The sequence below is a fragment of the Streptomyces noursei genome, assembly GCF_016917755.1.
Taxonomy (GTDB): domain Bacteria; phylum Actinomycetota; class Actinomycetes; order Streptomycetales; family Streptomycetaceae; genus Streptomyces; species Streptomyces yunnanensis.
On sequence record NZ_CP070326.1, the window covers coordinates 6,191,620 to 6,211,754 of the forward strand.

At 72.6% G+C, this 20,135-nt stretch carries 18 protein-coding genes; 12 read left to right on the plus strand and 6 right to left on the minus strand.

The window, feature by feature from the left end:
• Positions 1 to 27 precede the first annotated feature (27 nt).
• The 4 genes from JNO44_RS27150 to JNO44_RS27165 form a co-directional block, all read right to left on the minus strand.
• On the minus strand, positions 28 to 447 hold the full coding sequence (locus JNO44_RS27150) for an SCO4983 family protein (protein WP_205366471.1): 420 nt from the start codon (positions 445 to 447) through the stop codon (positions 28 to 30).
• Between the two features lie 84 nt (positions 448 to 531).
• Positions 532 to 1,743, minus strand: a complete 1,212-nt coding sequence (locus JNO44_RS27155) for a pyridoxal phosphate-dependent aminotransferase (RefSeq protein ID WP_205366472.1) — start codon at positions 1,741 to 1,743, stop codon at positions 532 to 534.
• A 148-nt stretch (positions 1,744 to 1,891) separates the two neighbouring features.
• On the minus strand, positions 1,892 to 3,517 hold the full coding sequence (locus JNO44_RS27160; RefSeq protein WP_205366473.1) for an N-acyl-D-amino-acid deacylase family protein: 1,626 nt from the start codon (positions 3,515 to 3,517) through the stop codon (positions 1,892 to 1,894).
• Between the two features lie 78 nt (positions 3,518 to 3,595).
• Entirely contained in the window at positions 3,596 to 4,885 is a 1,290-nt protein-coding gene (locus JNO44_RS27165) for an amino acid deaminase (RefSeq protein ID WP_205366474.1), read from the minus strand.
• A gap of 342 nt (positions 4,886 to 5,227) precedes the next feature.
• Here JNO44_RS27165 and JNO44_RS27170 point away from each other — a divergent pair, with 342 nt between their 5' ends.
• The 4 genes from JNO44_RS27170 (at position 5,228) to JNO44_RS27185 (ending at position 9,264) form a co-directional block, all read left to right on the plus strand.
• The gene (locus JNO44_RS27170) at positions 5,228 to 6,430 is read left to right on the plus strand and encodes a sugar kinase (RefSeq protein WP_205366475.1); all 1,203 of its coding nucleotides are present in this window, start codon (positions 5,228 to 5,230) and stop codon (positions 6,428 to 6,430) included.
• Positions 6,427 to 7,194: an IclR family transcriptional regulator gene (locus JNO44_RS27175; RefSeq protein ID WP_073443704.1), complete on the plus strand. Its 768-nt coding sequence runs from the start codon at positions 6,427 to 6,429 to the stop codon at positions 7,192 to 7,194. The genes JNO44_RS27170 and JNO44_RS27175 overlap by 4 nt, the downstream gene beginning before the upstream one ends.
• 20 nt (positions 7,195 to 7,214) lie before the next feature.
• Positions 7,215 to 7,625 carry a RidA family protein gene (locus tag JNO44_RS27180; protein WP_073443703.1) on the plus strand — a complete coding sequence of 137 codons (411 nt, stop codon included), beginning with the start codon at positions 7,215 to 7,217 and terminating at the stop codon, positions 7,623 to 7,625.
• A gap of 145 nt (positions 7,626 to 7,770) precedes the next feature.
• Positions 7,771 to 9,264: a GntP family permease gene (locus JNO44_RS27185; protein WP_205366476.1), complete on the plus strand. Its 1,494-nt coding sequence runs from the start codon at positions 7,771 to 7,773 to the stop codon at positions 9,262 to 9,264.
• A 118-nt stretch (positions 9,265 to 9,382) separates the two neighbouring features.
• Here the strand turns inward: JNO44_RS27185 and JNO44_RS27190 are convergent, their stop codons facing one another.
• The gene (locus JNO44_RS27190; protein WP_205366477.1) at positions 9,383 to 10,714 is read right to left on the minus strand and encodes a M14 family metallopeptidase; all 1,332 of its coding nucleotides are present in this window, start codon (positions 10,712 to 10,714) and stop codon (positions 9,383 to 9,385) included.
• 277 nt (positions 10,715 to 10,991) lie between these two features.
• Between JNO44_RS27190 and JNO44_RS27195 the strand changes: the two genes are divergently transcribed.
• Complete coding sequence (locus JNO44_RS27195) at positions 10,992 to 11,873, plus strand: S1 family peptidase (protein WP_205366478.1); 882 nt, start codon at positions 10,992 to 10,994, stop codon at positions 11,871 to 11,873.
• Positions 11,874 to 11,987: 114 nt separating this feature from the next.
• On the opposite strand, the gene JNO44_RS27200 is transcribed toward JNO44_RS27195, so the two are convergent.
• A complete protein-coding gene (locus JNO44_RS27200) occupies positions 11,988 to 13,031 on the minus strand; it encodes a chitinase (RefSeq protein ID WP_338058615.1) in 1,044 nt (347 codons plus the stop codon).
• 343 nt (positions 13,032 to 13,374) lie between these two features.
• Between JNO44_RS27200 and JNO44_RS27205 the strand changes: the two genes are divergently transcribed.
• The 7 genes from JNO44_RS27205 (at position 13,375) to JNO44_RS27235 (ending at position 20,131) form a co-directional block, all read left to right on the plus strand.
• Positions 13,375 to 14,724 (plus strand): hypothetical protein, encoded by a 1,350-nt coding sequence (locus tag JNO44_RS27205; protein ID WP_205366479.1) that lies wholly within the window; start codon positions 13,375 to 13,377, stop codon positions 14,722 to 14,724.
• A 114-nt stretch (positions 14,725 to 14,838) separates the two neighbouring features.
• Complete coding sequence (gene cpaB, locus JNO44_RS27210; protein WP_180990360.1) at positions 14,839 to 15,558, plus strand: Flp pilus assembly protein CpaB; 720 nt, start codon at positions 14,839 to 14,841, stop codon at positions 15,556 to 15,558.
• A 13-nt stretch (positions 15,559 to 15,571) separates the two neighbouring features.
• Positions 15,572 to 17,014, plus strand: coding sequence for a CpaE/TadZ family protein (locus JNO44_RS27215; RefSeq protein WP_205366480.1), 1,443 nt, complete (start codon positions 15,572 to 15,574; stop codon positions 17,012 to 17,014).
• Positions 17,015 to 17,017: 3 nt separating this feature from the next.
• Complete coding sequence (locus JNO44_RS27220) at positions 17,018 to 17,428, plus strand: TadE/TadG family type IV pilus assembly protein (RefSeq protein ID WP_205366481.1); 411 nt, start codon at positions 17,018 to 17,020, stop codon at positions 17,426 to 17,428.
• Positions 17,425 to 17,850, plus strand: coding sequence for a TadE family protein (locus tag JNO44_RS27225; RefSeq protein WP_205366482.1), 426 nt, complete (start codon positions 17,425 to 17,427; stop codon positions 17,848 to 17,850). Before JNO44_RS27220 ends, JNO44_RS27225 begins: the two co-directional genes overlap by 4 nt.
• Positions 17,847 to 19,187 (plus strand): TadA family conjugal transfer-associated ATPase, encoded by a 1,341-nt coding sequence (locus tag JNO44_RS27230; RefSeq protein ID WP_205366483.1) that lies wholly within the window; start codon positions 17,847 to 17,849, stop codon positions 19,185 to 19,187. Before JNO44_RS27225 ends, JNO44_RS27230 begins: the two co-directional genes overlap by 4 nt.
• Positions 19,184 to 20,131 carry a type II secretion system F family protein gene (locus JNO44_RS27235; RefSeq protein ID WP_205366484.1) on the plus strand — a complete coding sequence of 316 codons (948 nt, stop codon included), beginning with the start codon at positions 19,184 to 19,186 and terminating at the stop codon, positions 20,129 to 20,131. Before JNO44_RS27230 ends, JNO44_RS27235 begins: the two co-directional genes overlap by 4 nt.
• Positions 20,132 to 20,135 lie beyond the last annotated feature (4 nt).

Here is a 20,135-nt window from a genome sequence, read left to right on the forward strand (position 1 = left end):
GTGGGGCCCCGACGCGTGCGCGGACGGTCAGGCGGTGGCGAGGTCCGGGCTGCTCGCGTCGTGGGCGGCGAGCCGCTCCTCGGCCAGGGCGACGGCGCCGGCGTCGTTCCGGGACGTGGCGACGGCCAGGGCGTTCCCGGCGAGGGTGTGGGCGCGCTGCCGGAGGGCCGTCACCCGGCTCCGGTCGCCGCCGTCGGTGGGCTCGGCGCGCAGCGGAGAGTGGCCGCTCAGCCGGGCGACCTCGACGGCGATGCGGTCGGCCGCCGAGGCCAGGGCGGCGCGCTCGGCGCCGCACTCGGTCAGGGCGTGCAGCTCGTCGGTGACGGTGAGCAGGGCGGTCAGCTGCCCGGCGAGCCGGATGTCCAGCTCCTCCTCACGGGAGCGGTGCGGGATCCCCGGGGCGACGGCCATGGTGTGGACCGACTTGGTGCGGATCGGTTCGTACATGGGACGGCCTCCTGAAAACGTCTAGGAGGCCATCCTAGCTTAGACACTGTCTAAAGTTATGGTTCGTACAGAACTTGCTGTGCCTCAGTACTGTCCGTAACCGTCGAGGAAGGCGCCAATTCGAGTGACGGCGTCCGCCAGATCGTCCTTGTTCGGCAGCGTCACCAGGCGGAAGTGGTCCGGCTCGGGCCAGTTGAAGCCGGTGCCGTGGACGATCATGATCTTCTCGGCGCGCAGCAGGTCCAGCACCATCTGCCGGTCGTCCTTGACCTTGTACACCGCGGGATCCAGCCGGGGGAAGGCGTAGAGCGCGCCCTTCGGCTTGACGCAGCTGACGCCCGGTATCTGCGTGAGCAGCTCGTAGGCGGTGTCCCGCTGCTCCAGGAGCCGGCCGCCGGGCAGCACCAGGTCGTTGATCGACTGCCGGCCGCCGAGGGCGGTGGCGACCGCGTGCTGCACCGGCATGTTGGCGCACAGCCGCATGTTCGCCAGGATCGTCAGCCCCTCGATGTAGGAGGAGGCGTGCGCCTTCGGACCGCAGACCGCCAGCCAGCCGCTGCGGTAGCCGGCGACCCGGTACGCCTTGGACAGGCCGTTGAAGGTCAGTGTCAGCAGGTCCGGGGCGAGCGAGGCGAACGGGGTGTGGGTGACGCCGTCGTAGAGGATCTTGTCGTAGATCTCGTCGGCGCAGACGATCAGGTTGTGCCGGCGGGCGAGCTCGGCGATCCCGCGCAGCAGCTCGTCGTCGTAGACCGCGCCGGTGGGGTTGTTGGGGTTGATGACCACGATGGCCTTGGTGCGGTCGGTGACCTTGCGCTCGATGTCGGCCAGGTCCGGCATCCAGTCGGCCTGCTCGTCGCAGCGGTAGTGGACGGCGGTGCCGCCGGAGAGCGAGACCGAGGCCGTCCACAGCGGGTAGTCCGGCGCCGGGACCAGCACCTCGTCGCCGTCGTCCAGTAGCGCCTGCATGGACATCTGGATCAGCTCGGAGACGCCGTTGCCGAGGTAGACGTCGTCGACGGAGAGCTCGATGCCCTGGGTCTCGTAGTGCTGCACCACCGCGCGGCGGGCCGAGAGCAGACCCTTGGCGTCGCCGTAGCCGTGCGCGGTGCCGACCGAGCGGACGATGTCCTCCAGGATCTCCGGCGGGCACTCGAATCCGAAGGCCGCCGGGTTCCCGGTGTTCAGCTTGAGGATGCGGTGACCCGCCGCCTCCAGCCGCATGGCCTCTTCGAGGACCGGGCCGCGGATTTCGTAGCAGACGTTGGCGAGCTTCGTTGACTGGATCACCTGCATGACGGCCACTCTACGGGCGCGTAGCGGTGCGTGCCGGGTGGTTTTCGCCACGATGTGGCGGAGCGTGCGGCATTCGTTACCTGGTGTGACTGGTGGGGAGGGTGCTGATTTCGTGGCGGGGGTCGGCCGGCGGCCCGCGCCGGCGCGGTCAGCGGCGCCGGCCCGGCGTGCGCCGGATCGTGCGGCCCGCCAGGACATCTGTACGGCGGCCGTCCTCGATGACGAAGCGGCCGTCGATCAGGACGTGCGGGATGCCGACCGGCAGGGCCCGCGGGGCGTCGAAGGTGGAGCCCGCGGCGACCGTCTGCGGATCGAAGAGGACCAGGTCGGCGCGGTACCCCTCGCGGACCAGGCCGCGGTCGGGCAGCCGCAGCCGGGCGGCGGGGCGGGAGGTCAGGTGGGCGACGGTCTCCTCCAGGGAGAGGACGCCGAGGTCGCGGGCGTAGTGGCCGAGGTAGTGCGGAAACGTCCCGTACGCCCGCGGGTGCGGCTTGGTGCCCTGCAGGATGCCGTCGCTGCCGCCCGTGTGGACGGGGTGCCGCATGATGGCGCGGACGTTCTCCTCGTGGCCGACGTGCTGGAGGATCGTCGAGCCGAGGCGGTCGTCGATCAGCAGGCGACGGGCGGTGACCCAGGGGGCCTCGCCGCGCAGCGCCGCGGACCGGGCGACGGTCCGGCCGACGTACGAGCCGAGCCCGGGGTCGCTCACCCCGGAGACCTCGATGGTGTCCCACTCGATCGGTACCCCGTGACAGCCGTCCGAGCCGACCTCCTCGACGTGGTGGCGGATCCGCTCGGCGGTCCCCGCGTCCTTGAGGCGGGCCAGGGTCGCCTCCGGACCGCCCTCGTTGGCCCAACTCGGCAGCATCGCGACGAGGGTGGTGGAGCCCGGGGTGTAGGGGTAGGTGTCGAGACTGATGTCGGCGCCGCCGGCGAGTGCCGCGTCGAGCAGGGCGAGCAGCTCGGCGGCCCGTCCCTTGTTCACCCCGAAGTTCATCGTGGCGTGCGCGAGGTGCAGGGCGCAGCCCGCGTTCCGGGTGAGCTCGACCATCTCCTCATAGGCGGCCAGCGCCCCGGCTCCGTAGCTGCGGTGGTGCGGGCAGTAGTAGCCGTCGTACGCGGCCACCACCCGGCACAGCGCGGTGAGTTCGGCGTTCTCGGCGTACATGCCGGGGGTGTAGGTCAGGCCGGAGGACATGCCGACGGCGCCCTGCGCCAGGCCCTCGGCGACGAGCTGCCGCATCGCGTCGAGTTCGGCGGGGGAGGGGGTGCGGTCGTCCCAGCCGACGGCGTACATCCGGATGGTGCCCTGGGGGACGAGGTAGGCGGCGTTGACCGCGATGCCCCGGCCGCCGTGGGCGGTGTCGAGGGCGTCGAGGTAGCCGCCGACCGTGCGCCAGGAGAAGTCGATGTCCGCGCCGTCGCCGTTCCAGCCGGTGATGGCCCGGCGGACCTCGGCGAGCGTGCGGTCGTCGACCGGGGCGTAGGACAGGCCGTCCTGGCCGAGGACTTCGAGGGTGACGCCCTGGGCGGCCTTGGCGGTGTGCTCCGGGTCGCGCAGCAGCGCCAGGTCGCTGTGCGCGTGCATGTCGATGAAGCCGGGGGCGAGGGCGAGGCCGGCGGCGTCGACGGTGCGGGCGGCGGACGGGCGGGGGCCGGCGTCCGACGCGCGGTGGAGCGCGGCTATCCGGCCGTCGGCCAGGGCGACGTCGGCACGGTAGGAGGGCCCGCCGGACCCGTCGATGACGCGTACGTCGCGGAACACGGTGTCCATGGGCGGGCTGCCTTTCTCGCTGCCGTTCTCGGGCCTGCTCGGGAGGCGGGCGGGGGCGGCCGGACCACCCCCGCGGGATCAGAAGAACGTGCGGATGAAATCGACGACCGTTCCGTCCTCCTCGACCAGCGGAATCAACTGCCACTTGTCGAAGGAGGTGCACGGGTGCGACAGGCCCAGGGCCACCCAGTCGCCGACCTCCAGGTCCCCGGCGTGCTCGGTGCGCAGCCAGGCGTGCTGGTCGGACAGACCGGTGACGGTGATGCCGGCCGCCGGGCGCAGGGTGCCGTCCCGGCCGGAGCGCACGGTCTGGGCCCGCGGCAGATCGAGGTCGTACGCCGCGTCCCGCTTGCCCGCGTTGAGGAACGCCTGCTCGGGGGTGGGCCGGGAGACGACCTGCGCCCAGAGCCGGAAGGCGGGCTGCAGCGCCCCCTCGTCCGGCACCCGGTTGAAGGGGGTGAGGTGGCGGTAGTGCCCGTCGTCGTGCGAGACGTACGCGCCCGAGCGCAGCAGTTTGAGGATCGGCGCGGAGAGCTCGGGGAGGTCGGCGAAGACCTCGGCGACGGTGTCGAACCACGCGCTGCCGCCGGCGCTGACCACGATCTCGTCGAGGTCGGCGAAGCGGCCGCAGGCGTCGAGGTCGGCGGCGAGCGCGACCAGCCGGCGCAGCCAGGCGGTGACCCGCTCCTGGTCCGCGTCGGGTACCTCGCCCTCGTAGCCGGCGACGCCGACCAGGCGGAGGGTGTCCACGCCCGCGATGACGTCGGCCAGTTCGCGGCACTCGGCCTCGGTGCGGGCGCCCGTCCGGGCCCCCTCGCCGGCGCCCAGTTCGATGACGACGTCCACCGGGCGGGTGGCCTCGGCGGCGCGCAGCGCGGCGTCCATCAGCTCGATGCCGCGCACCGAGTCGACGTAGCAGATGAAGCGGAAGTCCGGGTCGGCGGCCAGCTCGCCGGCGAGCCAGTGCAGCGCGGCGGCGTCGACGACCTCGTTGGCCAGGAAGATCCGCTGGATGCCGAAGTCGCGGTAGACGCGGGCCTGGTGGGGGACGGCGGCGGTGATCCCCCAGGCGCCGTGCGCCAACTGGCGGGCGAAGAGCTGCGGGGCCATGGAGGTCTTGCCGTGCGGGGCGAAGGCCAGGCCGTGCCGGGCGGCGTAGGTCTCCAGGAGGGCGAGGTTGTGCTCGACCGATGCGGCGGAGAGGGCGAGCACGGGTGTGGTGAAGCCGTCGGTGAAGAGGTTGCGGCGCTCGGCCGCCAGCTCCCCGACGGTGCGTCCGGCGGCATCCGGGGGGAGTGCCTTGAAGCGGTGATCGACCTTCTCGTCCGCGAGGTCGGTGAGTTCCTGCGCGAGCCGCTCGCCGGCCATGGAGCCTCCTCAAAGACCGTGTTGCACCCTCTGCAACACCCGTTGCGCATATCGCTGACAGCTGTCTAACATCCGAGCCATCGCCCGGTCAATGGTGGGAAAACACGGGGCGAGGCAGGACGAAACGCGCCGCGGGCGGACGGAAAACCGCACGGAAAACCGGCCGCCGGAGGCCGGCACCGGAACCAGGCCGAAGACCGGAGGGACATCCGGACCGGGAGCCGGTGCCGGACCGGCCGGGAGCCGGCCCGCCCCACCTCGCGGTACGGCGAACCCTCCCCGAGCGCGTCGAGCGGGGAAAACCCGCAGCGTCGGCGGCACAGCGAAGGAGCGCAACCGATCGTGACCAGGTCCTCGAACGTCAACGACACCCCCGTCCCGGCGGCCGGCGCCGCCCCGGACGTCGATGTCGTCTGCCTCGGCGAGTCCATGGTCACCTTCCTGCCCACCGCCCCCGGGCCGCTCGCCGACGTCCCCGCCTTCGAGCGCGCCATCGGCGGCGCGGAGTCCAACGTCGCCTGCGCCCTCGCCCGGGCCGGCCACCCCACCCGCTGGATCTCCCGGGTCGGCGCGGACGGCTTCGGCGACCACCTCGTCCGCGAGATCGCCGGGTACGGCGTGGACACCCGCGCGGTCCGGCGCGACCCCCTGCGCCCCACCGGCATCTACTTCCGCACCGCCGGCGACCGCGCCACCGCCGCCCACGAGGTCGCCTACTACCGCGCCGGCTCGGCCGCCTCCGCGATGGCCCCCGCCACCATCGACCTGACCGCCGTCCGCTCCGGCCGGGTGCTGCACCTCTCCGGGATCACCGCCGCGCTCTCCGCGGACTGCCTCGGCCTGCTGCGCGTCCTGATGGCCCGCGCGCCGCACGCCCACGGCGACCCGCCGGCCGGCGCCACCCGCCCGCTGGTCTCCTTCGACGTCAACTACCGGCCGCACTTGTGGTCCGGCACGCAGGGCCCGCGGGTCCTCCTCGACCTGGCCCGCACCGCCGACGTGGTGTTCGTCGGCGCCGACGAGGCCCAGGCCGCCTGGGGCCTGCCCGACCCCCGGGCGGTCCGCGCGGCACTGCCCGAGCCGGAGACCCTGGTCGTCAAGCTCGGCGCGGCCGGGGCGCTGGTCTTCCGCCGCGCCCCCGGCGCCGCCGACCGCGACGAGGCCCCCACCGGCACCCTCGTCCCCGCCCCCACCGTCGACGTGGTCGCCGCGGTCGGTGCCGGCGACGCCTTCGCCGCCGGCTTCCTCTCCGCCGCCCTGCGCGGACTGCCGCTGCCCACCCGGGTCCGGCACGGCCACCTGTGGGCCGCCGCCGCCCTCACCGTCCCCGGCGACCTCGCCGCGCCCCCCGTCCGGGCCCTGGCCGACCGATTGGCCGCGCTCGACGACGGTGCCTGGGGGACACTGCACCTCGGCCCCGGCTGGACGGACGCCATGGAGGCCGCGGACCAGGAGGGACACGCAGTGGACGAGCGCAGCCGGACGACCGACGAGAGGCACGCCCCCGGCGCCGGCGGGGTCGAGCGAAGCGAGGCACGGGCATGAGCCAGACCGTCGACCGTGCGCTGAGCATCCTGCCGCTGCTCGCCGAGGGACCCGCCGACCTGGGGCAGGTCGCCGACCGGCTCGGCGTCCACAAGTCCACCGCGCTGCGCCTGCTGCGGACCCTCCACGAGCACGGCCTCGTCTACCGCCAGCCCGACCAGCGCTACCGCCTCGGCGCCCGGCTCATCGCCCTGGCCCAGGAGGCCGTGGAGAACCTCGACGTCCGCGAGATCGCCCACCCCCACCTCGTCGAACTCAACGAGACGTGCGGCCACACCGTCCACCTCGCGGTCTACGAGGAGAACGAGGTCCTCTACATCGACAAGGTCGACAGCCGCTACCCGGTCCGGATGTACTCCCGGATCGGCAAGCCGGTGGCGATCACCGTCGCCGCGGTCGCCAAGCTGCTCCTGGCCGACCTGCCCGAGCCCGAGCGCCGCGCCCTCGCCGCGAAGCTCGACTACCCCCGCTACACGTCCCGTTCGACGCCCGACGCCGCGGCCTTCCTGGCCGAACTGGCCAAGGTGCGCGAACAGGGCTGGGCCACCGACCTCGGTGGCCACGAGGAGTCCATCAACTGCATCGGCGCCCCCATCCGGGGCGCGGACGGGCGGGTCGCGGCCGCCATGTCGGTCTCCGCACCGAACGTCGTCGTCAGCGCGGAGGAACTCCTCGGTCTGCTCCCGCTGGTGCGCCGCACCGCCGACGCCATCAGCCGGGAGTACTCCGGCACCACAAGCCCCGGCCACAAGCCGGCCCCGTGAAGCACGTCTGAAGGACACATATGAGCGAGAAGATCGCCCTCACCCCGGCCACCCACACCACCCCGCCCGCGAAGTTCTCGCACGGCGTCAAGAAGGGCAACATCCTCCAGGTCGCCGGCCAGGTGGGCTTCCTGCCCGCCGTCGAGGGCCAGCCCCCGACGCCGGCCGGCCCGACGCTGCGCGAGCAGACCCTCCAGACCTTCGCCAACGTCCGGGCGATCCTCGAAGAGGGCGGCGCCACCTGGGACGACGTGATGATGATGCGCGTCTACCTCACCGACGTGGACCACTTCGCCGAGATGAACGAGATCTACAACGCCTACTTCGAGGAGCAGGGCCTCACGGCGGCCCCGGCCGCCCGGACCACCGTCTACGTCGGCCTGCCCAAGGGCCTGCTCATCGAGATCGACGCGCTCGCCGTCCTGAGCTGAGGCATCAACACCCCTTGCACCGCCCGCCGTTAGCGCACCGCCGCGCGCACCGCCCGCCGCACGGCACGGCGCCCCGTCCGACCGGGGCGCCGTGCCGCGGTCCCCCCTGCCCGGACACCTCCATGCCTGACAACGGAGTCACCCCATGGTCCTCGCCGCGCCCCCCGTCCCACCGCCACCCCACACCGGCGGACTGCTCGCCCTGATACCGGGCACGCCCGGCCTGCTGACCGTCGCCGCCCTCGGCATCGCCCTGCTGCTCTTCCTGATCATGAAGGTCAGGCTGCAGCCCTTCGTCGCCCTGCTCGGCGTCTCCATCGCGGTCGGACTGGCCGCCGGCCTCTCGGTCACCGAACTCTTCGGCACGGTCCAGCTGCATCCATCAGCGCACTCCGCGCGGGCCGACGCGGTCTCCGTGATCGAGACCGGCATGGGCGGGATCCTCGGCCATGTCGCCATCATCATCGGGCTGGGCACCATGCTCGGCGCGATCCTCGAAGTCTCCGGCGGGGCCGTGGTGTTGAGCGCCCGGTTGCTGGCCCTCTTCGGTGAGCGGCGGGCACCGCTGGCGATGGGCCTGACCGGCCTGATCTTCGGCATCCCGGTCTTCTTCGACGTCGGCATCTTCGTCCTGGCGCCGATCGTCTACGCCGCCGCCAAGAAGAGCGGCAGGTCGATCGTGCTCTACGCCATGCCGCTGCTGGCCGGACTGTCCATGACCCATGCCTTCCTGCCGCCGCACCCCGGACCGGTGGCCGCGGCCGGCCTGTTCAAGGTCGACCTGGGCTGGGTCATCCTCATGGGCGTGCTGTGCGGGGTGCCCGCGGTGCTCGCGGCCTGGGGGTACGCCGCGTGGATCGGCCAGCGGCTGTTCGTGCCGGTGCCGCAGGACATGGTCGAGGCCGCCGAGGAGGCCCGGGCCGCGGTCGCCGCCGAGCAGGCGGCTTCGGGAAGCACCCCGCGGGAGCGGCCGGTCGCGCTGGGCACCGTCCTCGCCATCATCGGCACCCCGCTGGTGCTGATCCTGCTGGCGACCTTCTCCTCCATCGCGCTGGCCCCTTCCATGGGCCGCTCGGTCATCGAGTTCTTCGGCCACCCCTTCGTCGCCCTGACCCTCGCCCTGCTGCTGGCGTACTACCTGCTCGGCGTGCGCCGCGGCTGGTCCCGCACGTCCCTGGAGAAGGTCTCCACCTCCTCCCTCAAGCCGGTCGGCAACATCCTGCTGGTCGTCGGCGCGGGCGGGATCTTCGGCGCGGTCCTCAAGGGCAGCGGGGTGGCCACCGCGCTGTCGGACACCTTCCACCACGTCGGCCTGCCGGTGATCGTGCTGGCCTATCTGCTCTCGCTGGTCCTGCGGGTGGCCCAGGGCTCGGCGACGGTGGCGATCGTGACCACCGCCGGGATCGTGCTGCCGCTGGTCGAGGCGCAGGGCTTCTCCCAGGCCCAGTTGGCGCTGGTCATCATGGCGATCTCGGCGGGCTCGATCTTCGCCTCGCATGTCAACGACGGCGGGTTCTGGATGGTCAGCAAGTACTTCGGGATATCCGAACGCGACACCCTGAAGTCCTGGACGGTCCTGGAATCGGTGCTCTCGGTCGTCGGATTCGCGGCCGCGGCGGCGCTCAGCCTGGTCTTCTAGCGAACCGCTGCGAATCGACTGTGGACCCGCGGGACGGTGTCCCGGAACACGAGGAAGTGTTCCGGGACACCGCCGTGGGATGCGTGGGTGGTCGCCCGGTCCTTCGCCGTGCCGCGATTCACCTGGCCTTGCAGTACTGCCCTTCCTTGCCGATCGAGCGGTACATGCAGTCCGCGTTCTCCAGCAGTTGGAGCACCGCCTCGCGATTGCGTGCGGTCTCCCGCGGAATCACCGTGTCCTTGGGGTAGAAACCGCCCGCACCGGCCGACGTCGGATACATCTCGAAGGTGTAGGCGAAGATCTTCTGGTCGCCCCACAGCCAGTCGTCGATCGCCCCGTCGGTGATGTAGAGCTCGCTGGACTGCTCGGGGGTGTAGCCGTTGCTGGCGGCCATCTTCCTGCCGACCGCGGCGAAGGCGTCGTGGTCGTCCTGGGTCATGCCGGGTCCGGTCGGGTCGTCGGTGAACCCGAAGGGCCACATCACCAGTTCGCTGTAGGTGTGGAAGTCGATGGCGGCGGTGATCTGCTGCCGGCCGCCGACCACCCGGCTGCGCACGAACTTGGCGACGACCTGCACCTCGGGCGAGGACGCCGCCGAGGGGCCGCGGTAGGTCTCGCTGGAGGGCGAACCGGACGAGCCGCCGCAGCAGCCCCATTTGAATTCCCAGTTGCGGTTGAGGTCGGTGCCCACGTTGCTCGAACCGGAGTTGGGCTGCCGGTTCTTGCGCCAGCTGCGGAATTGCCCGGAGGCGATGTCATAGGCGCCGCCGTCCGGATTCAGGTCCGGGATGATCCAGATCTCGCGGGAGTCCAGGAGTTTGGTGATGCGCGGGTCGGAGCCGTATTTCGAGGTGAGTTCCTTCAGGAGGTAAAGGGACATCTCCACCGTGAGGTGTTCCCGGGCGTGTTGGTGCGCGGTGAAGAGGACCTCGGGCTCCGCCTCGTCCTTGGCGGCGTTCTTGCTGAGTTTGAGGGCGACGATGTCCCGGCCCTCGTACGACTTTCCGATGACGGTCTTGGTGAGGATGCTCGGATACGCGGCGACCAGGGCGTTGATCTCCTGGGTCGCCTGTTCGTAGGTGTGGTACTTGGTGTATCCGGGCGGGAAGCCCTTGACGCCGGGGGCGGCGGTGGCCGCGTAGGCCGGTGGGTCGGGCAGTCGCCTGACCGGGTGGCCGAGCGCGCGGACGAGGGCGAGTTGACCGCGGTCGGCGGTGATGACCGTGGCGCGGCCGTGCACCTCGTCGACGGAGACGCCGGTGGCGGCGAGGGCGGAGCGGTCCGAGGGGGTGGCGAGGCCGGTCACCTCGTACTGGTGCGGGCGTCCGGGGCCGTCCGCGGGGCCGGCCGGTGGGGTGCCCTGCGCCTGCGCGGCGAGCGGGGCGGCGAGGGCGAGGGCGAAGGCCGCGGCGAGGACGGTGGTCCGGGCGCCGCGTGGACGTGGTCGCATGCGGTCCTCCTGTGGGGGTGTGAGGCGAAGCGACACCACCAGTTTTGGGGCTTGGCATGAGCTGGTCAAGATGTGGTCAAGTCAAGGTGGCCGAGGGGGTGGTGCGGGGTACAGGGGAATCGGCGCGCGGCGACGGCGAAGGGTCAACTTCCTCTCTCTTCCCGCAAATTCATTGCCGTGGAGCCGGGCTCGGCGAACAATGCGCGTGACAAATCCGGAGCGGCGGAGGGGAACCGACGCCGTGGACCTCCGGACACAGAACTGAGAGGACCCCCACATGTATCGACCTCTCGTCGGCACCCTGGCCACCGCCGTGCTGGGAGCCGCCGCGTTGGTGACCGCCGCCGCCCCGGCGGGCGCGGCCCCGGTCGGCGCCGCCGCGCACCACAAGCCCGGGCCGCCGCGGACCCAGGCCGTCGACTTCGCGGGCACGGTGGCGCTGGACGACTGTTCCGGATCGATCGTCAAGATGCCCACCTCGCAGCCGAACGACCCGGCGCTGGTGATGACCAACGGCCACTGCCTGGAGAGCGGCATGCCCTCTCCGGGCCAGGTGATAGTCGACCAGCCCTCCAGCCGCAGCTTCACCGTCCTGGACAAGTCGGCCGGCGACCTGGGCTCGATCCAGGCCACCAAGGTCTCCTACGCGACCATGACCGACACCGACGTGACGCTCTACGAGACCGGCTCGACCTACGCGCAGATCGAGCAGAAGTACGGGATCAAGCCGCTGGAGCTGTCCACCGACCACCCCGCCAAGGGGGCCGGGATCACCGTCGTCTCCGGCTACTGGAAGAAGACCTACACCTGCAGCATCGACGGGTTCGTGCCCACCCTCAAGGAGGGCGACTGGGCCTGGAAGGACTCCGTCCGCTACACCCCCGAGTGCAAGACGATCGGTGGCACCTCCGGGTCGCCGGTGATCGACAACTCCACCGGCAAGGTCACCGCCATCAACAACACGGGCAACGAGAACGGTGAGCGCTGCACCGAGAACAACCCGTGCGAGGTGGACGAGAACGGCAACGTCACCGTCCACAAGGGCATCAACTACGCCGAGGAGACCTACGGCATCCCCAAGTGCTTCGGCACCGGCAACAAGCTCGACCTGAACGCCGCGGGCTGCACCCTGCCCAAGCCGTCGGGCCTGCGCCGCTGACCGGGGACCGCCGCAGCGGAAGGTGAGGAACCGGGTCCCGTGCACCGCGTGCACGGGACCCGGCCCTCTTTTTTTGGGGGGTGGCGTCTTGGATGGCGTCTTGAGGGGTGCCGGCTAGGGCAGTTGGTGGACGTGCCCGCCCACCTGGCTCGCGAAGGCGCCGCCGTTCGCGGCGTCCCAGTTCGTCGACCAGGTCATCGCGCCCCGCAGCCCCGGATACGTCCGGGGCGGCTTGAACGAGCCGCAGTCGGTGCCCGCGGTCAGGCAGTCCAGCGCGGCGTTCACCACGGACGGGGAGACGTAACCGCCGCCCGCCGCGCGGGGCGAGGCCGGCACACCGAGGCCGACCTGCGACGGGTCCAGCCCGCCCTCCAGCTGGGTGCAGGCGAGCGCGGTGAGGAAGTCCACCGAGCCCTGGGCGTAGACCTTGCCGTCGCAGCCGTTCATGGAACCGCTGTTGTAGAACTGCGTGTTGACGACGGTCAGGAAGTCCTTGACGGCCAGCGCCGTCTTGAAGTACTCGTTCTGCGGCGACAGCATGTCGATGGTCTGCGGGGCCATGGTCACCACGACGTCCGGGTGCTTGGCGTGGACGGCCTTCAGCGCCTGCGTCATATAGGTCGAGTTGAGGCCGTTCTCCAGGTCGATGTCGACGCCGTTGAAGCCGTACTCGTCCATCAGGCCGTTGATCGAGTCGGCGAAGTTCCGGGCGGAGGCGTCGTCGCCGACCGCCACCGAGCCCTTCTCGCCGCCGACCGAGAGGACCACCGACTTGCCGGCCGCCTGCTTGGCCTTGATGTCCGCCTTGAAGTCGGCCGCCGAACCGTAGCCGAGCGCCGGGTCGAGGGTGAAGGTGACGGCGCCCGGCTGACCGGCCGCTTCGGCGAAGGCCACCGCGATGATGTCGTAGGCGTCGTCCACGTCCTTCAACTTCTGTACGGTCGCGCCGTTGTCGAAGTTCTGCCAGTAGCCCGTGAGGGCGTGCTTCGGGACGGCCGCGGCGCCGGCCGCCGGGGCGGGCCGCTGCGCCGACGGGCCGGTCGCTCCGGCGGTGCTTGCGGGGCCGGCGGCGACCAGACCGCCGGACGCCAGCACGGCGGCGGCCAGCCCGGCCAGCAGCCGTCCGCGGTAGATCCGGGTCCGCTTCCTCGTTCCGATGCCAGCTCTTTCTCCGCGTGCGCGAGCCACGACTGCCTCCGTGTGGGGGGTGGTTGGGGGAGTGGTGCCGTGTGCGTTCAGGGGCCCTGGGCTTGCCGTACAAGGTGGTCCAGACCAATAAACGGTGTCAAGGGTCCGGTCGGAAGAGGGTGTTCCGATGTTCGCCGCTCGGGCGGCATGCGGGGTCGCCCGGTGGAACGACGGGCAAGACGAGTAGCCCAGAACGTGTTCTCCGGGACGTATCTCTGTGGATAAAGTGCTGAGCGTATGGCGCCGATGGCGCAGAGCTGTGCCGATCCGCGGTCCCGGGAACCCCGGAGGCCGGAAGGAGTGGGGGAGCGACGTGCCGACCGCGATTGCAGTCACCAGTCCGGACCTCGCGCTGCCCGCCCCCGAGCCCTCGGCCTGGCTCGGGCAGGGAGCTGCCCCCCTCGACCGGCAGACCCCCGCCGCGGTCGTCCTCCGCGCCCCGCACCAGCAACCGCTGGACGAGGCCCTGACGGAGACCAGCGCGGTCCTCGAACACCACGGCCACCTCATCGTCCTGTACTCCGCCGCCTGCCCGCCGGAGCACGTCCGTCGGCTGCACACCCTGCGCGCCGTCCTGGAGAGCGACCGGATCGCGATCCTGCCCAGCGCCCTGCCGCCGCTCGGCGTCGCGGTACTCGCCCGCCAGCTCCGCCAGTTGTCGGTCTGCGGCTTCAGCCCCGGCGTACTGGCCTGCGCGGCCCGGCTGCTGGCGCACTACGTCCACGCCGGCGCCCTGCTGGGCAGCGTCACCGGGCTGGACCGGGTCGAGGTGGACCTGCGCTCCCACATGAAGTCCTGGCTGCCCGGCGCGCACTTCGCGGTGCTGGCCACCCCGCAGCCCCAACTGCTCCACGTCGACCGGCACAGTACCGACGCCGGACTCCGCCCGCCCGGCTTCGCCACCCAACTCGCCGTCGCCCGCGGCCAGCTCACCGCCGACTGGGTCACCTCAGCGCTCGCCCCGGCCTGGCAGGTGCAGGGCGTCTACGAGGCGCACCTGCCCACCGAGTCCGCCCGCTGGTGGGGCACCCAGAAGCTGATCGAATTCGCCGCCGCCATCCCCGACCCGGCGCTGCTCAGCCGGCTGGTGGCCTCCGTCCGGCGGGAGGAGTGCGGCTGGTGCGGCCAGGAAGTCATCGGCGACCGCTGCGCGTTCTGCGCCGCGCCACTGGCCCGCGACCGGGCGGGCGGCGGCTCCGCCGGGCGGGAACCCGCCGCCATAGCCGGGGCGCCGGCCGCGCTCGCGGCGACGGCGCCCGCCCCGGGTGCGCCCCCGCCCCCCGCGGCAGCCGCCCCTGACCCGTCCGGCTGCTCACCGCTGCGGCAGCGCGGTCTGTCACCCGTGGCGCCCGCCGGCGTCCCCGGGGTGGTCGGCATCTCGGGAGTGCCGGGCCCGGACGGCGCGCCGCAGGTCCCCGGCCCGCCCCAGATCACCGGCGTACCGCCCGCCACGGGAGCGCCCCACGGCACGGGCGTCCGGTACGGTCCCGGCGTGCCCGGTGTCCGCGGCGGGCCCGGACACCTCGACGTCCGCGGCCCGGACGTCATGGCCGGCGCGGTCCAGCGGCCGACCGCCCCACCGCCCGGCCTGACCGGCGACCCGGACCACCCCGACCTCCGCACCCTCCCCGGCGGCGCGCGGAGGGTGGCCCACGTGCGCTGAACCTCCGAAGCCCCCTCCGACGCGCCCGGCGCCCGGCCCCGCCGACCGGCGCCCGGTCCCGTCCGTCACCCGCCCCGACCGATCCGCCCCCGTCCCGATCGAGGTCCCCCACCCATGAACTCACGCCAGCGCCGCGGAGTGATCCTGCTGCTCCTGTCCGTCCTGTGTGCGGTCGGCGCCTTCATCGGCGTGCTGTCGGTGATCCGGAACGTCGAGTCCAAGGTCGGGTCGGAGCGGACCGCCTATCGGCTCAAGTCGGATGTCGCGGCCTATAAATCCCTGGATCCCGGGCAGTTCGAAGAGGTGAGGATTCCGCAGCGGTGGCTGCCGCCCACCGCCGTGACCGACCTGGACAAGGTCAGCGGCAAGATCGCGGTGACCCCGCTCAGGAAGGGCTCGCTCCTCCAGGACGACATGATCGTCGATCGGCCGGCGCTCAAGCCCGGACAGCAGGAGATCGCCATCATGATCGACGCCGCCACCGGCGTGGCCGGCAAGATCAACCCCGGCTCCCGGGTGAACATCTACGCCACCTTCGACGGCCGCCGCCCCGAGGACAAGCCGGTCTCCAAGGTCATCGTCGCCGGCGCCCAGGTCATCGACGTGGGCAAGTTGACGCCCCTGGAGGCCAAGGACCCCGGCAACACCACCGCCACCGGCCGCCAGCCCGGCCAGGCCGTCCCGATCACCTTCGCGCTCGACACCGAGGACGCCCAACGCGTCGCCTACGCCGAGTCGTTCGCCACCCACGTGCGACTCGCCCTGCTCGCCCCCGGCACCCAGGCCACCATCCCGCCCGGCGAGCGCACCTACACCCTCGACGGCGACAAGTGACCTGGAGGCCCAGGTGACCATCCGCATCCTCCCGGCAGTCGGCGACCCCGACGCGGCCCGCGCCGTGGCCGCCCTCCTCGGCCAGCTGCCGGACGCCGAACCGGCGCCCGCCGTCGCCGACTCCACCGCGCTGCTCAACGCCCTGGCCGGGGCCGCCGGACCGTCCGTGGCGACGCAGCCCCCCGACGGCGGCGCACCCGCCGGACCGGCCGCCGCCGTCCAGGCGCTCCCCGAGGTCGTCCTGGTCCACGAGCGGATCGGCCCGGTGCCCGCGCTGGAGCTGATCCGCGAGGTGGCGCTCCGCTTCCCGGCAGTCGGCGTCGTCCTGATCACCGCCGACGCCGGCCCCGCGCTGTTCTCCGCCGCGATGGACGCCGGCGCCCGGGGCATCGTCGGACTTCCCCTGGCGTACGACGAGTTGGCCGCCCGGGTGCAGGCCGCGGCCCAGTGGGCGGCCGGGGTGCGCGTCCACCTGGGGGGCAACCCGGACGCGCAGCCCGCGCCGACCGGCACCCTCGTCACCGTCACCGGCGCCAAGGGCGGTGTCGGCACCACCGTCACCGCGGTCCAACTGGCGCTCGCCGCACGGGCCGCCGGCCGCCGGGTCGCCCTGGTCGACCTCGACCTCCAATCCGGCGACATCGGCTCCTACCTCGACGTCCAGTTCCGCCGCTCGGTCGTGGACCTCGCCGGGATCCAGGACCTCTCCGCCCGGGTCCTCCAGGACGCGGTCCACGCCCACCACACCGGACTGGGACTGCTGCTGGCACCCGAGGAGGGCGAACGGGGCGAGGAGGTCGACGACCGGGCGGCCCGGCAGATCGTCACCGCCCTGCGCTCCCGCTACGACGTGGTCGTCGCGGACTGCGGCTCCCAGATGCAGTCCGCCAACGCCGCCGCCGTCGAACTCGCCGACGTGGCCCTGCTGGTGACCACCCCGGACGTGGTCTGCGTACGGGCCGCCAAACGCCAGGTGCGGCTGTGGGACCGGCTCCGGATCCGCAAGGCCGAGGACACCACCACGGTCGTCAACCGCTTCACCCGCCACACCGAGATCCAGCCGTCGCTGGTCGCCAAGGCCACCGGCACCCAGGTCGCCCGGACCCTGGTGCCGGCGGCCTTCAAGGAGCTCCAGCCCTGCGTCGACGCGGGCCGCATGCAGGACCTCGACGCCCGCTCGACGGTCCGCGCGGCCCTGTGGGAGCTCGCCGGCGAACTGGGCCTGGCCGGCGCTCCGGCCGTCCGGCCCGGCCGCGGCGGCCACCGCACCCGCCCCATGCTCACCGGGCGCAAGCGCAAGGCGCTCACCACCGGGGCGGCTCCCGCGTCCGGGACGCTTCAGGGGCCGCCCCCAGGGCCCGCACCGGGCGCCGGCGCCGGCCCCGCCGGCCGGTTCGGCCCCCGGACCGGCGGCCCCGGCCCGTACGACCAGGCCGGCCCCTACGAGGAGGGCTGACCGATGCGGCGTCCCGCAGGGCCCGGCCGGGCGCCGGGCAGTCGCCACCGCGACCGCGGCCAGATCTCCGTCGAGTTCCTCGGACTCCTCCCGCTGATCCTCGTCGTGCTCGTCCTGCTCTGGCAGTTCGCGCTGGTCGGCTACACCTACGCGCTCGCCGCGCACGCCGCCGACCGGGGCGCACGGGCCGCCACCGCCCTCGACGGCGGCGGCGCCGGCGCCTGCCGCACCGCCGCCGCGCACCAGCTCCCGCGCGCCTGGCGGGGCGGTTCCCGGACCAGTTGCACCACCCAGCCGGGCCTGTGGAATGCCACGGTCCAGATCAAGGTCCCGGTGCTCTTCCCCGGCGCCGGCGCCTTCCCCTGGACGGTCACCGGCACCGCCGGCGCCGCCAAGGAGGCAGCAGACCGATGACCCACCGGCCCCCCGCCGCCCGCTCCCGGACCCGCCGGCGCCCCCGCCACCGCCACCGCGACCGCGGCTCCGCCTCCCTGGAGTTCCTCGGCATCCTCCCGGTCCTGCTGATCGTCGCCCTCGCCACCGTCCAACTGGGCCTGGCCGCCTACGCCGTCCAGCAGGCCGGCACCGCCGCGCGCGCCGCGGCCCGCACCGCCGCGATGGACCGCGTCGACCAGGAGACCGACCCGCAGAGCGCCGGCCGGGCCGCGATCAGCGACTGGGTCGCCCACCGCGCCACCATCTCCGTCGCCGGATCCGGCGACACGGTCAGCGCCACCGCGACCGTGCAGATCCCCTCGATCGTCCCCGGCGCCGACTTCGGCTCCGCGCGCCGCAGCGCCACCATGCCCCGCCCCGAAGGAGCACCGTCGCGATGAGCCTGAAAGCCCGGATCGTCGCGCCCGAACCGACCGGCGAGGCCCGCCAGGACGGCCATCTGGTCGCCGTCTACCGCGCCAAGCTGCTGGAGGAGATCGACCTCGCCGAGATGTCCTCGCTGTCCGCCGCCGAGCGCCGCTCCCGGCTGGAACGCGTCCTGGGGCACATCATCAGCCGCGAGGGCCCGGTCCTGTCCACCGCCGAACGCGCCCAGCTCATCCGCCGGGTGGTCGACGAGGCACTCGGCCTCGGGGTCCTCGAACCGCTCCTGGAGGACTCCTCGATCACCGAGATCATGGTCAACGGCCCGGACCAGGTCTACGTCGAACGGCACGGCCGGGTCGAGCCGGTACCCGTCCGCTTCGCCTCCCACGAACAGCTCATGCAGACCATCGAGCGGATCGTCTCCACCGTCAACCGCCGCGTGGACGAGTCCAATCCGATGGTCGACGCCCGCCTGCCCACCGGCGAGCGGGTCAACGTCATCATCCCGCCGCTGGCCCTCAACGGCGCCACCCTCACCATCCGCCGCTTCCCGCGCGCCTACACCCTCGCCGAGCTCATCGGCATCGGCACCCTCGACGAGCAGACGCTGATGCTGCTGGCCGGGCTGGTCCGCGCCAAGTTCAACGTCGTCGTCTCCGGGGCCACCGGCGCCGGCAAGACCACCCTCCTCAACGCCCTCTCCGGCCTGATCCCGGACGGCGAGCGGATCATCACCGTCGAGGACGCCGCCGAACTCCAGCTCCAGCAGAGCCACGTCATCCGGCTCGAATCCCGCCCGCCCAACGTCGAGGGCAAGGGCCGGATCACCATCCGCGACCTGGTCCGCAACTCGCTGCGGATGCGCCCCGACCGGATCATCGTCGGCGAGGTCCGCGGCGGCGAGACCCTCGACATGCTCCAGGCGATGTCCACCGGCCACGACGGCTCGCTCGCCACCGTCCACGCCAACAGCGCCGAGGACGCCCTGATGCGGCTCCAGACGCTGGCCTCCATGTCCGACGTCACCATCCCCTTCGAGGCGCTGCGCGACCAGATCAACAGCGCCGTCGACTGCCTCGTCCAGCTCACCCGGCACGCCGACGGCTCCCGCCGGATCAGTGAGATCGCCCTGCTGGACTCGCGCGGCCACGAGGACTACCGGATCGTCACGGTCTGCCGCTTCGAGGCCGACCCGATGGGCGCCGACCGCGTGGTGAAAGGCGCCTTCCGCTACTTCCCGCTGCCCCGCCGGGTCGCCGAACGCCTCTTCATGGCCGGCGAGGCCGCCCCGCCCGCCTTCGGCGTGGCGACCACCGACGACCAACTCGCCACCCGGAAGGCCACCTCATGACCGGCGGGAACGCCCTCGCCCTGCTCGCCCTCGGCGCCACCGTGCTCGGCGGCGCGCTCGCCGTCGCCGGCGTCCGCGTCTACGCCTCCGGGCGCGCCCAGCGCCAGGCCATCGTCGACCGGCTGGACGACGCGCGGGGGCTGCCGGTGGCCGACCGGCGCCGCCGCTTCCCGTCCGTCGACCGCACCCTGCGCACCACCCGGTTCGGCCGCCGACTGGAACTCCGGCTGGCCGCCACCGGACTGGAGCTCACCCCCGGCGAGTTCTTCGTCTACATGGTCGCCACGGTGGTCGGGCTGTGGGTGGCCGCGCAGGCCGTCCTCGCCCCGTTCTTCGGGCCGATCGCCGCGGTGATCGCGGTCTGGGCGGCGTTCGCCTTCCTCAACTGGCAGCGGCAGAAACGGATCGAGCGGTTCATCAACCAGCTCCCCGAACTCTCCCGGATCCTCGCCAACGCCACCCAGGCCGGCCTCGCCCTGCGCACCGCGCTGGCCATGGCGGCCGAGGAACTGGAGGCCCCGGCCGGCGAGGAGCTGGCGAAGGTCTCCGACAAGCTCGCCGTCGGCCACTCCGTCGACGACGCCCTCGGGGAGCTGGCCGAACGCCTGCCCTCCCGTGAACTGGTCGTCCTGGTCACCACGTTGGTCCTCGCCAACCGCGCCGGCGGCACCGTCGTCGGCTCGCTGCGCAACCTCACCAAGACCCTGGAGGAGCGCAAGGAGACCCGTCGCGAGGTCCGCACCCAGCTCTCCCAGATCGTGGTCACCGCCTATGTCGTCCCGCTGCTCGGCATCGGCACCCTGCTGCTGATGAACCGCATCGCCCCGGGCGCCATCGACCGGATGACCTCGTCCTTCCTCGGCCAGCTCGCGGTCGTGGCGGCCTTCGTCCTCTACGGACTCGGCTTCTTCCTCATCCGCCGGCTCTCCAAGATCGACGTCTAGGGCC